General features: G+C 48.5%; 15 protein-coding genes. 13 read left to right on the top strand and 2 right to left on the bottom strand.

Annotation, left to right across the window (positions count from 1 at the left end):
• Positions 1–12: 12 nt before the first annotated feature.
• Positions 13–1,317 (bottom strand): dicarboxylate/amino acid:cation symporter, encoded by a 1,305-nt coding sequence (locus H8K52_RS09820; protein ID WP_186922727.1) that lies wholly within the window; start codon positions 1,315–1,317, stop codon positions 13–15.
• A gap of 303 nt (positions 1,318–1,620) precedes the next feature.
• Here H8K52_RS09820 and H8K52_RS09815 point away from each other — a divergent pair, with 303 nt between their 5' ends.
• Together H8K52_RS09815 and H8K52_RS09810 are read left to right on the top strand one after the other, a co-directional pair.
• Positions 1,621–2,481 (top strand): GIN domain-containing protein, encoded by an 861-nt coding sequence (locus H8K52_RS09815; RefSeq protein ID WP_186922726.1) that lies wholly within the window; start codon positions 1,621–1,623, stop codon positions 2,479–2,481.
• Positions 2,482–2,624: 143 nt separating this feature from the next.
• Entirely contained in the window at positions 2,625–5,330 is a 2,706-nt protein-coding gene (locus tag H8K52_RS09810) for a serine/threonine-protein kinase (protein ID WP_186922725.1), read from the top strand.
• A 57-nt stretch (positions 5,331–5,387) separates the two neighbouring features.
• Here H8K52_RS09810 and H8K52_RS09805 read toward each other — a convergent pair whose 3' ends face one another.
• Complete coding sequence (locus tag H8K52_RS09805) at positions 5,388–5,999, bottom strand: ECF-type sigma factor (RefSeq protein ID WP_186922724.1); 612 nt, start codon at positions 5,997–5,999, stop codon at positions 5,388–5,390.
• 222 nt (positions 6,000–6,221) lie between these two features.
• Between H8K52_RS09805 and H8K52_RS09800 the strand changes: the two genes are divergently transcribed.
• From H8K52_RS09800 to H8K52_RS09750, 11 genes are all read left to right on the top strand, one after another.
• Positions 6,222–7,829, top strand: coding sequence for a DUF1800 domain-containing protein (locus H8K52_RS09800; RefSeq protein ID WP_186922723.1), 1,608 nt, complete (start codon positions 6,222–6,224; stop codon positions 7,827–7,829).
• Between the two features lie 36 nt (positions 7,830–7,865).
• Positions 7,866–9,089: a DUF1501 domain-containing protein gene (locus H8K52_RS09795; RefSeq protein ID WP_186922722.1), complete on the top strand. Its 1,224-nt coding sequence runs from the start codon at positions 7,866–7,868 to the stop codon at positions 9,087–9,089.
• Between the two features lie 160 nt (positions 9,090–9,249).
• A complete protein-coding gene (locus H8K52_RS09790; RefSeq protein WP_222613748.1) occupies positions 9,250–9,660 on the top strand; it encodes a hypothetical protein in 411 nt (136 codons plus the stop codon).
• Between the two features lie 105 nt (positions 9,661–9,765).
• Positions 9,766–10,299: a GNAT family N-acetyltransferase gene (locus tag H8K52_RS09785; protein WP_186922720.1), complete on the top strand. Its 534-nt coding sequence runs from the start codon at positions 9,766–9,768 to the stop codon at positions 10,297–10,299.
• 146 nt (positions 10,300–10,445) lie between these two features.
• Positions 10,446–11,228, top strand: coding sequence for a DUF4349 domain-containing protein (locus H8K52_RS09780; protein WP_186922719.1), 783 nt, complete (start codon positions 10,446–10,448; stop codon positions 11,226–11,228).
• A 284-nt stretch (positions 11,229–11,512) separates the two neighbouring features.
• Complete coding sequence (locus H8K52_RS09775) at positions 11,513–12,301, top strand: hypothetical protein (RefSeq protein ID WP_186922718.1); 789 nt, start codon at positions 11,513–11,515, stop codon at positions 12,299–12,301.
• Positions 12,302–12,691: 390 nt separating this feature from the next.
• A complete protein-coding gene (locus H8K52_RS09770) occupies positions 12,692–13,009 on the top strand; it encodes a hypothetical protein (protein ID WP_186922717.1) in 318 nt (105 codons plus the stop codon).
• A gap of 249 nt (positions 13,010–13,258) precedes the next feature.
• On the top strand, positions 13,259–13,615 hold the full coding sequence (locus tag H8K52_RS09765; RefSeq protein WP_186922716.1) for a hypothetical protein: 357 nt from the start codon (positions 13,259–13,261) through the stop codon (positions 13,613–13,615).
• Positions 13,616–13,744: 129 nt separating this feature from the next.
• Positions 13,745–14,224: a hypothetical protein gene (locus H8K52_RS09760; RefSeq protein ID WP_186922715.1), complete on the top strand. Its 480-nt coding sequence runs from the start codon at positions 13,745–13,747 to the stop codon at positions 14,222–14,224.
• A gap of 102 nt (positions 14,225–14,326) precedes the next feature.
• Complete coding sequence (locus H8K52_RS09755; RefSeq protein ID WP_186922714.1) at positions 14,327–14,848, top strand: SMI1/KNR4 family protein; 522 nt, start codon at positions 14,327–14,329, stop codon at positions 14,846–14,848.
• A gap of 105 nt (positions 14,849–14,953) precedes the next feature.
• Positions 14,954–15,760: a hypothetical protein gene (locus H8K52_RS09750; protein ID WP_186922713.1), complete on the top strand. Its 807-nt coding sequence runs from the start codon at positions 14,954–14,956 to the stop codon at positions 15,758–15,760.
• Positions 15,761–15,956 lie beyond the last annotated feature (196 nt).

Here is a 15,956-nt window from a genome sequence, read left to right as displayed (position 1 = left end):
TTGGCATACAATTTAAGCTGGCAATCTCACTGCAACGACATCATCGGCCACTCCAGGCGCTTTAACTGACTTACCCAATTCCTGATGCATAACATCGTGATTCAATTCGCCTTCCCAATGTGACACCACCACTGTCGCGACGCCGTTGCCGATGAAATTGGTCAAAGCGCGGGCTTCGGACATGAAGCGGTCGATGCCGAGAATCAAAGCTAGACCTGCAACCGGAATGGTGGGGATTACCGCTAGTGTTGCTGCTAGGGTGATGAAGCCCGCGCCGGTAACACCTGATGCGCCTTTAGATGTCAGCATGGCGACACCTAACATGGTCAATTCCTGAGTCAATGTGAGTTCGATATTTAAGGCTTGTGCCACAAAGATTGCTGCCATCGTCATGTAAATATTGGTGCCATCTAAATTGAAGGAATAGCCTGATGGCACGACCAAGCCAACGACTGACTTCGAACAACCCATCTTTTCTAACTTGCTCATCAAAGGAACGAGCGCCGATTCGGAAGAGGACGTGCCGAGTACCGTGAGTAATTCTTCCTTGATGTAGGCGATAAAGCGGAAGATATTGAAACCGACAAACTTCGAGATCGTACCTAATATGATCACGATAAATAAAGCGCAGGTCAGATAGAAACTGCCCATCAATGCCGCCAATGGCTTTAAAGACGCTAGGCCGTATTTGCCAATAGTAAATGCCATGGCTGCACCAGCACCGATAGGAGCGAGCTTCATAATCACATTCATCATGCCAAAGAAAATATGCGAGGCTTCTTCGATGAACAGATGTACCGCTTGCCCAGTTTTACCCATACGCATCATGGCATAGCCGAACAAAATGGCGACCAATAAGACTTGCAACAAATCGCCAGAGCCAGTGAAGGCATCGGTGAATGTTTTCGGGATAATGTGAAGCAGGAAGTCCACCGTGCTTTGGTCATGCGCTGCTTTGGCGTAGGTGGCGACTGCTTTGCCGTCGAGCGTGGCGGGATCGACATTGAAGCCCGCACCTGGTTTGAGAATGTTGACGACGAGTAAGCCGATGGCTAATGCGAGGGTGGACACCACTTCAAAATAGATCAAAGCCTTGCCACCGACTCGTCCCACTTTTTTCATATCACCTGCGCCAGCGATGCCGAGCACAACTGTGCAGAAGATCACGGGGCTAATCAACATTTTGACTAGGGCGATAAAGCCGTCGCCGAGTGGTTTTAATTTGACCGCATTGGCGGCGTCGAGAAATCCAAATAGTCCGCCACAAAAGATGGCGAGTAAAACCCAAAAATAGAGGTGCCCGGTCATGCGTTTCATGTTTGTCTCCTGATAATTTTGACCATTGACATAATGGTGAGGCAGGATGCTCAGTGACATGATTTGATGTAATGTCGAACGATCCTTGCGCCCATTATCAAGAGCAGCATTGCAAACGTCTATTGTGGATAACCGCATTGCGGTTTTCACTTAGGCTCACGATTTCCGCAGTTCACTCCCTGCTCTCTGCAGCTCGTCGCTTTGTCATCGTGATCCGCGAGTGGCTTCGATACAGTGCTGTTTTAGTAGTCTTCCGTGCTGATTGATCAGCGCACGATCAACCTTCTTTTAGAAAGAATCTCCATGCGTACTATTTTTGCTCTCTGTTCTATTCTCGCCTTTTCTGGTTGTGCCATCATCATCGCGCCAGATGGTAATGATGCGCGCTTTGAATCTGCCTGGAGTAGTAATGCCATTAAAGGGAATGGCGATTTGCAATTAGATAAACGTCAAGTCAATGGTGTGAGCGCTTTAAATGTCAGCGGTCCTATGCAAGTCGAAGTCCGCGTCGGTAGCGCGGCAGGCTTGGAAATCAGCGGCGATAGCAATTTGCTCAAATTGGTGCAAACGCAATTGAATGGCGATACGCAAAAGATCTGGATTGATGAAAAATTCAATAGCGAAAACCCAATTCGTGTTGTGTACACGGTGCCAGCATTGACGGAAGTGACGTCGAACGGCTCTGGACGTATGATGATTAGCGGTCTGAGTGGCGGCAATCTCGCCGTAAAAAATTATGGCTCACGCAGTATCAACTTAGATGGCCGTGTTACGCGACTTGACATTACCAATAGCGGTTCAGGCAGCATTAATGCCTTGGCTTTGATGAGTAGCGATGCCAAAGTGCATGTGCAAGGCTCTGGTTCTTTAAGCCTTGGTGCGGTCAATGGCAATGAGTTACAAGTTTCTGTGAATGGTTCCGGCTCGGTGAATGCGAGTGGTAATGTACGTAATCTAGTGGCCAATACACATGGCTCAGGTTCAGCGCAATTGTCATCGGTCAAGAGTTTGAGTGCAGATTTGAATAGCTTCGGTTCTGGATCGGTGTATGCGGCAGTCTCACAAAACGTCAATGCGCAAAGCAATGGCTCAGGTAGCGTGACGGTGTATGGCAATCCGGCGCAGCGTAACGTGAATGGTCGTCGGGTGAATTTTATTAACTAATGCACTGAGTAGATCGATTTTTAGGCATGAATGGCGACAGACTTTTCTGTCGCCATTTTTGTTTGTTGACTACAACATAAGAAAATATTGCCAGAGAGTTCGAGTAAGATAGCGGTCATCTCATTCACCTCGGACTGACGCTTATGAGCACCTCTTGGCAACCCTTGGATCCCGCCCGATGGGCACGCGTTAAAGCTTTGTTTGAACAGTGTGTCGAGTTGTCGGAAAGCGACGCGCAAACACAATTATTAGCAGCAGAGAGCGACCTCAGCGTGGTTGAAGAGGTTCGCAAATTACTCGCCAGCCTGGCTGAAGATGCGAATGGGGAATTGAGAAATGTGCTGACACAAGCGCCAGATTGGTCCGCCGCCTTGTTAACCCAAGTGAATAATCATCAGCAAGGCAGGGCAGACAACTTACGTGAAGGTGAAAGGCTGGGCGCGTGGGAGCTGCAACAACGCATCGGTACTGGCGGCATGGGTGACGTATTTCAAGCGCGTCGTGCGGATGGCCGGTATCAAGGTTTGGCAGCAGTAAAACTACTCAAAGTCGGGCGTGGTAGCGAGGATATCCTGCAGCGTTTTGCTTCCGAGCAGCAAGCCTTGGCTCGGCTGAATCATCCTCATATCGCTCGTCTACTTGATGCTGGGCAAAGTGCCGATGCGCATCCGTATTTTGTGATGGAGTTAGTGAAGGGCCGAGCAATTGATCAAGCTTGTCGCGGTCTGAGCGTGCCACAGCGATTGGAAATTTTCTTGCAATTGTGCGATGCCGTCGCACACGCTCATCGACAATTGCTGGTGCATAGAGATCTGAAACCTAGCAATGTCTTAGTGGATCAAGATGGGCAGGTGAAATTATTGGACTTTGGCATCGCCAAAGCGCTCGATCCGGTTGAGGCTGGCGAGCTGGATCAAACGCAGGTCGGACAACGGCCTTATACCCCTAACTTTGCCAGCCCTGAGCAAATTCGTGGCGAACCAGTCGGCACCGCGACGGATATTTATAGCCTGGGCGTGCTCTTGTACGTGTTATTAACTGGTGCCCGTCCGTACGGGCGGCAGGCTAATACGCCAATCGAAGCAGCGCGTAGCGTATTGGAAGAAACGCCGACTAAGCCTAGTAGTTTGTCGCCTGAGCAAGTGAGTGATCCCGATTGGTTGAGTACACGCAAAAAGCTCAAGGGGGATCTCGACAATATTTTGCTCAAATCTTTAGAGAAAGATCCGGCACAGCGTTACACCAGTGTCGATGCCTTAATCGCGGATATTCGTGCCCATCAGTCTGGGCATCCGGTCTCTGCACATGCACCCAAATTTAGCTATCTGGCCAAAAAATTCTTAGCGCGCAATCGTCTTCCTGTTGCCTTGAGCGGCCTCGCTGCAGCGGCGTTGATTGCGGGGGTTAGTGCGGCATTGTGGCAGGGACATCAGGCTGCACTCGCACGTGATAATGCGCAAGCGCATCTGCAAAGAATACGTACCATCACCCGCGATTTGGTCTTGCGTTACGGTGATGCGATCACCAATGTGCCGGGTGGCTTGCAGATTAAAGAGGATTTACTCAAGGATTTGATCAAACACTTGGAAGAATTATCCGCAGAAGCGGGCAGCGATCCAGCGTGGTTGGCACAGCTTGCCAGCGTGTACGCGCGTTTGGCGGAAATCGATGGTGATGATACAGGCGCTTCCTTGAATAAGAGCGCGGAAGGACGTGCCTTTGCGGAACGCGCGATAAGCCTCGCCGCAAAAGTGTGGCCGCAACAAAAGCAGGATGCCAGTTTTGTCGGTTGGTATATGCAAGCATTGCAGGTGCAAGCTTTGGGGTTGCGGGCAGACAAAAAACCAGAAGAATCGGTTAAGGTCATGCAGCAAGCTTTGGATTTGCTGGAACAAGCCGCCATTGCGGTACCCGCCAATCAGCAACGCGCGGTGCGCTTGAATCAAGCCGCCACCTTATTTCGCATGGGGCAATTTCATGACACGCAATCTGTGCCCAGTTTGAATAAACCTGAAGTCGCCTTGGAATGGTTCACCAAAAGTGAAGCGTTGCTGGATCAACTTGGTCCCGGTGCTGCCACCGATGCGCACGCGAATACCCTGCAATGGCATCAAATCCGCGCTTCTCTATTTGGTGCTCGGGCTTTGACCAAAGCACGTTTGAACGGCATTCGCGATGCGCGTGGCGATGCAGAAAAAGCAGTACAAGAGCGTCGCTTAGCGGCGCAGTTAGCACCGAATAATACTGCGGTACTCGATGGTTTGATCAGTGAAGCTGCGAATCTTGGGGTGATTTTGATGCGTCAACCCGATCCCGCAGCCGCCTTAAAAGCCACCAGCATTGCTTGGGAATATGTCGATAAACTCGCGCGTGAAAATGGCGCTGGTAATAAATGGGAATCCGACAAGCCACGCGTGGCTTTGCATCATGGCCGCGCCTTGGTTGCGACCGGACACTTTGCCGAAGCCTTGCCAGTGGTGAGTTTGGCGCTAGAAGGCTTGGCAGCGCGGGCAAAAGCGCAACCCAATCCTAACTTAGATCGTATGCAGGCTTGGCAACAACTTTATCGTGCCCAAGCTTTGTATGGCAATGGCGATAAAACCCAGGCGCTGGCGATTGTGCAGCAATCGATGAACGTGTTGACGCCGATGTCAGAACAAGCCAAAGCGCGTGATGCCTTACTCAATTTAGGTGAGGCGCAAGTATTGATGATGCGGTGGGAGCCTGCAAAACAAGTCACGTGGCGAGAGAAAGCGATTGTCTCGTACGAAAGAGCTCACGCCATTTTGGCCTTGGCGGGTGATCATGAAGCGCAATTACTGGCCTTGCAGGCGATGGTGAAACCCTAATCGACAGACGGGGTCGGTGCGCAGTGTTTGCGCTAGAAAACCCCGTTCAAGATTTGCCTACAAACGCGACTTCAGCCAAGTCTTTGCCAAGGTCCAGTCGCGTTTGACGGTTGCGAGTGATAGCTCCATCACTTCCGCGATTTCCTCTAGTTCGAGGCCGCCGAAATAGCGTAATTCGACAATGCGTGCCGCGCGTGGATCTTGTTGTTCAAAATCGCTAAGCGCCTTATGAACATCCAGTACATCCAAAACATCGGTCTGGGAGCTTGGCACCAGCTCGGCCGCAGATAGTGTCAACATTTCTGCAGCACGTTTATCAGTCTGCTTGGCCAATGCGGCATCGATCAAGATACGCCGCATCATGGTTGCCGCCATCGCCATAAAATGACTGCGATTTTTCCAGTGGGTTTGGTGTTGGGCGGCGAGCCGGAAATACGCTTCGTGGGTGAGGGCAGTCGCGGATAAAGTATGATCTGCAGCCTCATGTCGCAACCGCCCACGCGCCAGACGGCGTAACTCTTGATATAGATTAGTGAACAACAAAGAAGTCGCGAGTTCTTCTGATACCCCAGCCTGCGTCAGCCACAGCGTCATGTCAGCCGCGGATGGCGAGTCAGCATCGGTAGACAAATTGGCAGAAATTTCCTGAGACGGTGCTGCGGGTGGCATAGCGATTCCGAATTTGAGTCAAAAAGGGCAGGGCTCTGAAGTTGGAGATTGTAATAGATACTTATGCCATTTCCTATCTTACTGTGGTGCTTGTTGTTTGACCGTACTTACACTTGCTTACTTATTGCGAATAATCGTTACCAAATACCCCGTGCAATTTGACTGCAGTCGTTTTATGCTGAACGCAATGAAAATCGAGATGTTCTGAAAAGGATCACATGTATGTTGAACAAACTACCGCCATTGACTAGCCTTTGTATCGTATTGAGTTTATCGGCCTGTCAGCATCAAGCGAATGTCGCAGCGCCTCTTGCCGAACGAACGATAAGCACATCGACAACGGCGGCAAAGCCGGTGGCTTTAGCCAAATCGACATTTTTCCAGCAAGCGCAAATTGCGCCGCACAGTCTACTAAATCGATGGACTTGGGGCAGCAACCAGAAAAGTTTGGCGCAGTTGCAAAGTCTTGGTGCGGACGCGTATCTGAAACAACAATTAGAAGCCAAGCAAGCTCAGCTACCGTCTCCAATTCAGACGCAAATAGAGGTGATGAGCATTTCGCAAAAGCCCTTTGTCACGATGATGCAAGAGCTCGATCAGCAACGTGAGGCTGCTGCCAAAATGAAGGGCACCGACGATACCTTGCGTAAGGCCTATCAACAAGAGCTGACTCGCATCGCCCGCGAAGCTGCCTCTCGCTCACTGTTACGTTCTGTGTATTCATCCAATCAATTATTGGAGCAAATGGATTGGTTTTGGATGAATCATTTCAATATCTCCAACCGCAAAGAAAATTTGCGCGCCATGCTCGGTGATTTTGAAGAGACGGCGATTCGTCCACATGCCTTGGGCAATTTCCGCGAGCTGGTCAAAGCCACGCTGTTGCATCCGGCGATGTTGCGTTATCTCGACAATGAGCACAATGCGGTCGATAAGATTAATGAGAATTACGCACGTGAATTATTAGAGTTGCATACCATGGGCGTTGGCAGTGGCTACACCCAAACGGATATTCAAGAACTCGCCAGAGTATTGACCGGCATCGGTATCAATGTAAGAGCCGATCGGGCGCGTCCACGGCAAACACAGCAAGCTGAGTATATCCGCATCGGTTTGATGGAATTTAATCCTAAACGCCACGACTTCGGCGACAAGACCTTACTCGGCACCACTATTCAAGGTCGTGGTTTGGCCGAAATTGATCAAGTGCTTGATCTCTTGATCCGCCAACCGGCAACGGCGAAGTTTGTTAGCCAAAAATTAGCGCAGTATTTTGTCGCGGATCAAGTTTCCGATGCCTTGATACAAAGTATGGCAGCCCAATTTCTCAAAACTAAGGGCGATATTCCAAGTGTTCTCAAAACCATGTTTGAAACGCAGGAGTTCGTCGCCTCGTTAGATAAGAAGTTTAAAGATCCTATGCACTATGTGATCTCTGCGGCACGACTCGCGTACGAAGACAAAATGATCAGCAATACGGGACCGATATTAAGTTGGATCAACACCCTAGGTCAGCAGCCGAATGGACATCAAACCCCAGATGGCTACTCTTTGCTAGAAATGGCGTGGGCGAGTCCCGCGCAAATGACGCAACGCTTTGACGTTGCCAAGTTGATTGCGCGAGGTGCGCCTAACTTGTTTAAAGACGACGACGTCGAAACCACCCAACAACATCGAGAACTAGCACGACCGGCATTGGCGCAAAACCCTTATGTGCAAACCATGAGCCAAGGTTTTAGCCCAGCTTCGCGCGAGGCGCTAAGTCAATCCAGCAATGCCCAAGAATGGAATGCTTTTTTTCTGGCGACACCGGAAATGATGCGCCGTTAGTACGATCCAAATCTAACCATCATCAGGAAACTTATTATGAATCGTCGTGAGCTTCTCAAAACTATCGCCGCCATGTCACTCGCGCCCATGAGTACGCAATTGTTTGCCGCACCAGCTAGTCAACATCGTTTTTTAGTGGTGTTCTTACGCGGTGCCTATGATGCCAGCAATTTACTGGTGCCGACCAGTAGTTCGTTTTATTACGAAGCACGGCCCAATATTGCGATTGCCAGACCAGGTACAGATAGCAATGCCGCGCTGGCACTCAACGCTGATTGGGGTTTGCACCCAGCCTTAAAAGACACGATTTATCCTTTGTTCCAAGCCGGTGAAGCTGCCTTTATTCCCTTTGCAGGCACGCACGATTTGTCGCGTAGTCATTTTGAAACGCAAGACAGTATAGAAATGGGGCAGGATTTAAGCGGCAGTCGTAACTTTCAATCGGGATTTTTGAATCGCTTAGCAGGACAGCTCAATACAGGCAGTGCGATGTCGTTCACTGATCAATTGCCTTTGATCATGCGCGGTGATGCCAAAGTCGCCAATGCAGGATTGCAAAAAGCTGCGAAAAATAATGTCGATGAACGACAAAGCAAGATCATCGCGCAAATGTATGGCAATACCAAACTCGATAAACAAGTCGAAGACGGCTTCGCAGTGCGCGGTGAAATAGTCCAAAACAGTAAAGCAGAAGAAGCCGCCAAATCCATGATGGCGGGAAGTATGCAAGCGAATAATGATGGCAATCGTGATGCGATCACTAGCAAAGGTTTTGAATTGGAAGCAAAACGCATAGGCAAAATGATGCGCGACAAATATGCGCTAGGTTTCATCGACGTTGGTGGTTGGGATACGCACGTCAATCAAGGCGGCGCGACTGGCTTATTGGCGAACAAATTGGAAGAATTAGGGCGTGGCCTAGCCGCGTATAAAGCCGAAATGGGCAGCATGTGGAAAAACACCACCGTGATCGTGATCAGCGAGTTTGGTCGCACTTTCCGTGAAAACGGCAAACGTGGCACTGACCATGGCCATGGCAGTGTGTATTGGGTATTAGGCGGTGGCGTCAAAGGCGGACGTATCGTCGGCGAACAAATTGCCTTAACGCCGACCAGCTTGTTTCAAAATCGTGATTACCCAGTCTTGAACGAATACCGCAGCGTATTAGGTGGCTTGTTTGCTCGGGCTTATGATTTGAATGCCAAACAAGTCGGCCAAGTATTCTCAGGTGTACCGGCGATGGATTTGGGTTTGCTGTAAAACGAAAGATCGGCGGTAAACACCCGAAGTTTGTTTCGATAGCTTGAACTTTCCTTGCTGTATAAACGACTTACTGTTATGTTTTGTCCGTATGCGACATAGACGTGCCAAGCTTAGTTAAGGTTTGCCATGTTTGGACAATTCCATCGTGAGAATAAAAATGGGTAATTTGTTGCAAGTCGTTCGCAAGTGCACACGCATGTTGACTGTTGTTACTACCTTAGGACTTGTTACCATGTCAGCCAACGCCCAACAGCTTCCCGCGATCGAGATCGCCAATCGGCATCCCTTAGTGAAAGCTTTTCAAGCTTGCGTGAGTGCGACCGGTTTGGAACACGACTTACCGACTCCCAATGTCCTGCCAAAATTCGACAGCAAGGGACATTTGTACCAATTAAATGAAGTCGGTCGCATACGCGACGGCTATCGTCATTTTCTTTATGTCAGTCGTGATGGTAAGACCATTTATATTCAGCAAATCGGCGGCATTGCCGGTACGACCAAATATTTTGGCCCGCTCGATCCCGCTAAACATTGCCCACAAAATTCAGCAAAATCAGGATCCAAGTAAATAAGCCACGGTTTTTCCCAGCGATTGCCTCGCGCCATAGATCAACACGGCGTAATCCTTTACCATAGCGAGGATACTTACGCTTTCTCTGATTCCCAATACGCTATGTCTTCTGTTACTTCTCATACCCTCAGTTTTCGTCGAGCACTTTCCGAAGACGCCGCCGCGTTGGCCGCCTTGGCGGAGCAGACCTTTATTGACACCTACTCTGAGCAAAACGATGCGCAACAGATACGAGAACATTGCCGCAAAAATTTTGGCATCCCCCAGCAACTAAAAGAAATTAATGACCCTAGCTACGCGGTCATTCTCGCTTACCAAGAGCAAGAGCTAGTCGGCTTTGCGCAAGTCGTCCAAAATCCACCGCCGGACTCGATCGTCGCCGATCAAGCCGTTGCGCTATATCGCTATTACGTCAAAAAAGAATGGCACGGCAAGGGCATCGCCACACCGCTATTAGTCGAAGCCGAGCAAGCTGCTAAAGATTTTGGCGCGGAACAATTATGGCTAGGTATGTGGGAGCATAACGCCCGCGCTTTGGCTTACTATCAAAAGGTGGGTTTTCAACACGTCGGTTGGATGGATTATGAGTTTGGCGGCGTGATTGAACGTGACTATGTGCTGTTGAAGAGCTTATGAGTGAAAACTTGATTTGTGTATGGGGCTCTATTTCAGCCAAATAATCGGGAAATAACCGTGTGGTTCATTCTTCAAATTTGATTCCTCATGGCTAGATCATTTTAGAAAAATGTTTGGTTCGAGGAGTTTCTTTGATAGGAATTGACATGAAAAAATGCTTAGCTTTGTATCTGGTTTTATTGACGATGGTGGCATGTTCTAAAGTGCAAGCACCAGCGGAATTAAAAGCGGATGTTTTCTCGAAAGGTCAGAATGCGGCCTCTCGTTATTTAGCGTATGAACATAGCATCGAGCTCGACACTGACGAGGAAAAAGTTTTCGAACTTTTCAACAAAGCGATAGCCAATTGTCATGAGGCCAGCGAATCTCTGTGCACGGTTTTGCAATCGAATTTTAATAGTGGTCGTTCTGCTCATGCTTCGCTTAAGTTTCGTGCCAAACCGCAGGGCATACAAAAATTGATTGGTAGTTTGCGCCAGCAGGGACAGGTGACAGATCAATCTACGACAGCAGAAGATTTAGCCGCGCCGATTGAAGATAGCAGCAAAAAGTTAGCCATGATGCAGGACTACAGGAGCAAATTAGAAACCCTGCGTACCCGCGCTGCCAACGATGTCGACGCCTTGATTAAGGTCAATCGCGAGCTCGCTCAAGTGCAATCGGAGATCGAAGCAGCGGAAGGCAATAAGGCGCATTTACTCCAAAGAGTAGAAACGGAGATCTTAAACGTGCGAATTAGCTCAAAGGAGAAACGCAGTTTTTGGACCCCAGTGGGTTACGCACTGAGCGGCTTTAAAGCCGACTTCTCACAGGGTATTGCGTCAGTGATTACCGCCAGCGCATATATGATTCCATGGTTAGCCTTATTCGTGTTTTTATTCTGGGTGGCGCGCAAATTGTGGCGCCGTCGGAATATCTCGAAGACCTAAATACTCGCATAGATATGTCACGAATTTCTTCAACATTCGAACGGCTTCCTTGACTTGACCTAGGAGCTGGGCAGAATGCGAATGAATTTTGGTGACGGTTTTCATATGCAATTTAATACTGATTGAATATGCACTGCATCTCTGAAGAGCCTTGCTGCAAAAGGGCCTTGAGAATATTTTTTAAAAATTTTATGCGAATGGTGTCGCGTTTATTCGGCGAACGATCGTGGAAAACATGTTGAGCCATTTAGTTGCCCGTACTATCATTCTTTGGAGAATACAAAATGAAAATTTCTACTGCGATTCTTGTGTCATTGACGCTCGCAGCTGCACTTACAGGGTGTTCGAAAGCCCCGCCAAAGTGTTCAGATGAAGACACTTTTTCACTGGTCAGAAAAATCGTCCTAGATCAAATTGGCGATAGCGAAGGATTGAGTGAAACGGAAATCCTTCAGAACATGAGAATTGATGTGCCAAGGGCTAGTGCGTTTGACGAAAAGATTAAAAAATTTAGCTGTGAAGCAAAACTAATCGTCGGAGGAAAAATTCAACTCCCAATCACTTACGAGTCACAACTTGATGACAATAATCAACACGTAGTCGCGGTTGATGGTATCGCTAAAGGTGATCTTTATGTGCTCCACTATTCCCTGGAAGAGGCCATCAAAGAAAGCAGAGCAATGAGTCAACCGCCCACCCCGAAACCTGCAAAGGTACAACCCGCACCGTTCAATACTGCCGATCTTTTAGGGAAAAACTCCGCAAGTGCACTTGACAATGAAGCGCTCAAGGGAAGATTCAAGTTGTTACTTGGCGATAATTTGACTGGATTTAGAGAGCGTCTGAATGTGTCAGGAGATATTACGCAGGAAGGGGAGTGGTTGGTTGGCGAAGGCGGCATGCCACATCTTTTTTCTATGGAAGAGGCGGCATTTGCTATAAATTCAAGAACCGGCGAAATATTTGCCATCATGCTTACCGAAGGGAAAAACCTCAACTGGTTCGGCACCACTGTCGTATCTGATCTCCCTTTGCCATTACAGACTTGGTACAAATCTCACGGAGGCAGTTAGTTTGGTATTTTGGTGTGGCATATTGCCCTTAAAAGTCACCGAGACTAGGCTCAACCCGGCAGTCGAGCGGAGCTGCGCACAAAACCGCGCAGCCTACTCGCATCTACGTTGGAATTGAACAGTGCGGCTCGTCGATTGTTTAGGCCAGTCGACGATTAAAACCAAAAAACCAAAAACACCCACCTCAACATTATCTTTTGCCGCGCTTGGGTTTTTGGCTCAGCCTCGTTGCATGCTGTGTGATTACGGCGGTCTGCACTGTCGCTTTCGCTCTGCTGGTTCGGCGGTTTGGGATTGAGCTATTATAGGGAAGTCGCTTGTTCTGGGCCGCGCGCAAACTGTGGCGTTGCCGGAATAGTTCAAAAAACTAAATTCATCTTCGGTGCTCTCATGACGATTTTGTTATTGATCTTAATCGCCGCAGGCTTGACTTTGGCAGGTTCGGCTTATGGCCGTTACATCGCCCGTACCAATCAGGCGAGTCGATTGGGATGGATAGGTCTGATCGTCATACTAGTCCTCATCGCCGCGCTACTGTATGCGACACAGACGCGACAAGAAGCCCTGACTTATTTGTTCGGCGCATTGATCATGTTGACTCTGGTGGGGTTAGGGTTTACCGCCATCGGTGAATTTTTAGGCAAGCGCGTTGTTCGACAGCGACATTCGAGTGCAGCAGGTGATGACGAACCTCAGTCAAGCGAATGAAGTAAGTTAGCCAAGGCCATCAGTATCCACGCTCGCCAATTTGCTTCCTTGACATGACCTAGAAGCTGCGTAGAATGCGAAGGAATTGTTGTGACGGTTTTCATAGAAAATTTAATACTAATTAAATATCTAGTGGATCTATGAAGAGCCTTGCTGCAAAAGGGTCTTAAGAATTTTTTAAAACTTTCTATGCGAACTGTGTCGGGATTATTGGACGAACGGTCGCGGAAAACACGTTATGGGTCATAGATGAGCAAAGTTTGGAGGGAGATTGCAGACCCTAGAAAACACACTGATTACATGGGTTCTCGAAATGAGGGCGGTATTCCGGTTGAAGCATCGCGCGACAATCTGATCGAAAAGTGGGTCTATTTTGCTGACGTTTGTAATTTTGTTTTCCAGTTTGCGAGCATGGAACAGGTACTTGAGTGTAAAAGTTACTTTCTAAAATCAATTCATCCATCATCTAAAGAGAGTGGACATGAATATGAGCATTATTGGCATCCTTGGTATTCAAAACTGCCTAAAGGTATAAATAGCGGAGCGAAGCGGGTAAAAGTATTGAAGTCGCTCGATCAAATAATTAGTAACTGGGGTAACCCATAACTTGGCGCTCGACACGGAAACTGCGCATATTGGTGTTTCGGCGGTCAGCATTCTATCAATCATCTGTTCATCGGATAATTCGCGACATGCGCAGTTCCGATCAGCTCAGCGTTAGCCATCAAAATAGATATGCTGAAACTATATAAATTTTCCGATGCCAGAAAAGAATACTGGGAAACTTGGAGCACTGGAAATGGATTTCACGCGGTCCATTGGGGAGAACTCGGCACGCGAGGTGAATCAAAAACGATCAAGTCCTCTTTCTTCAAGAAGGCTGAGACGATTATTCAAAAAGAAGTTGATGGCCTTGTCGCAAATGGATTTCGTCCGATAGAACAGGAAGAACATGCAACGCTTCTAATTGAATACTTGGTTGACGGTATGGGTACTCAAGAAGACATTGAGAAAAGGCACCGTCTCGAAGCGCTAATGAATGAAACGCTTGGATGGACGGGACTAGGCGCATGCGATGGAGGAAGTATTGGAAGTGGATCTATGGAAGTCTGTAATTTTGTAGTCGATTTCGAAGTTGCCAAAGCGGTGATCGAAAAGGAATTGATTGGCACAGAATTTTCTAATTACACTCGCATCTTTGATGAGAATGCTTAACTATATGGCTAACATGGCATTCGTAACGGACGCGCAAATTAGAGCTTTTTTTCATTGCACAAATTCGTGCGCGCGCCGCACAACTCAGCGTTAGGGCTTTAAATGCTAATCGAAGAAAGCGTCCTTAATAAGATTGTTTCGGCGCGAAACAAACGCCACAATCCGGTATTTGTTCCTCGGGAAAAGGCAAGTGAATTTGATCTACAAGATGCGATGGACAAGTTAGGCATTCGTGTTCCGGAAAGCTATGCGCAATTCTGCGCTGTATTAGGAGTCGGAGATTTTAACGATGACCTTCGTATGTTTGACCCATCCGAACTTTACACATTTGATATGCCTGGAGTAGAGTTCGACGGATTCGTTGCGATTTCCACTGATGGTTTAGGGAACTACCTAGCATTCAATCCTTCTGAAATAGCTGTCGAGGGCGAGGTAGCTGTCTATTATTGCTGCCACGATCCTTTTGGATTTGGTGTCGCATCAACTTCGTTTTGTAATTTCGTTCAACAGCTAGTTGAAAACGATTTTAATTATCAGGAACTAATGGAAAATCTTTCCTCGTTTACGGAGATGGAACCACCCAAAGTTCCGCAAAAAAGTAAGCCATGGTGGAAGGTATGGTAGGAGAAAGCCCTAAAAGAGTGCTCGATCGGACGGGCCATAAAATCGGTACAGAATTTATTAATTTGTGGGCTGCCAGCCGCTCAGCGTTGCGTTAGCCATAACAGAATGCAAGGCATCGACTTTGAAAAGGTTCTTGAGATCGCGAGGCTCGGTATTCGCAGAGCGTCTCTGTTTATGGGTTTCGCCGTAAACATGGCGAACAATCCGAACGTTTGCGAATATGACCTTTCTCACCAGACCAAATACCGGGTCCTTCCGGAAACAAACGATGAGAATATGCTTGCAGAGTACAAGCACGAATTTCGTACTTGGGTCATCGTGAACGCGCTGCGAGAGCTACACGAATCGTTCGTCGAGTACATGGAGAAAGTGAATCAAGCCTGCCTCACATTCGATTGGGTCGTTGGCGAAAAGACACCAGAAGAGTGCGATCGACTCCAGAAGAAGTTCCACAAAGCTGGCTTCCCGGACAAGTTTGACATCTTGCGTCGCCAGTTCACCGTCACAACCCAGCATGAGCACGGCTGGTTGTCTGTAAACGCCGCGCGAAACTGCTTCACCCATCGACGTGGCGTCGTTGGGCGCGAAGACTTCAATGAAGGCAACCATCTTCAACTTCGGTGGCGTGCTCTTGAGATTTACTTTATTCCGGCCGGAGGCACACCGGTTCTAAATCACGACATCCCTCTCGATGGACTGCCAATGCAAGGTGGCGCACTGGAATCAAAGTACGTCGATCGATCCTGCTTCTTTGATAAGGGTCAACTTGTTGAGCTTTCGCCTCTCCAACTTGCCGAGATCTGCGCCTTCGCCGACGAAGCGGCTGTCGAGCTCGCTAACTCGGCGGTAGAGTTTGCCCGCGGGAAGGGCATTTCCATAGGCGAACGCCCAAGCGGCGCTAGTGATGGCTAATCCTTCCTTCAATCGGACGCGCCGTCGCACCGCCCCTCAATTCCAACGCCACCGCATGAACCTCTTTCACTAAAGAGTTGGTAACCAGGTTTGTGAGCCCACACTGATCCAGTATTTATCATTCGCAGCCTAAACTGAAGGCGGATTGTATGACCATATCGCTCGCCTGAATACAGTCAGTCGACTCGGATGAACA

Source organism: Affinundibacterium seohonense, from assembly GCF_014284305.1.
Lineage (GTDB): Bacteria > Pseudomonadota > Gammaproteobacteria > Burkholderiales > Burkholderiaceae_D > Undibacterium > Undibacterium seohonense.
This window is presented reverse-complemented; position numbering and strand designations above follow the sequence as displayed.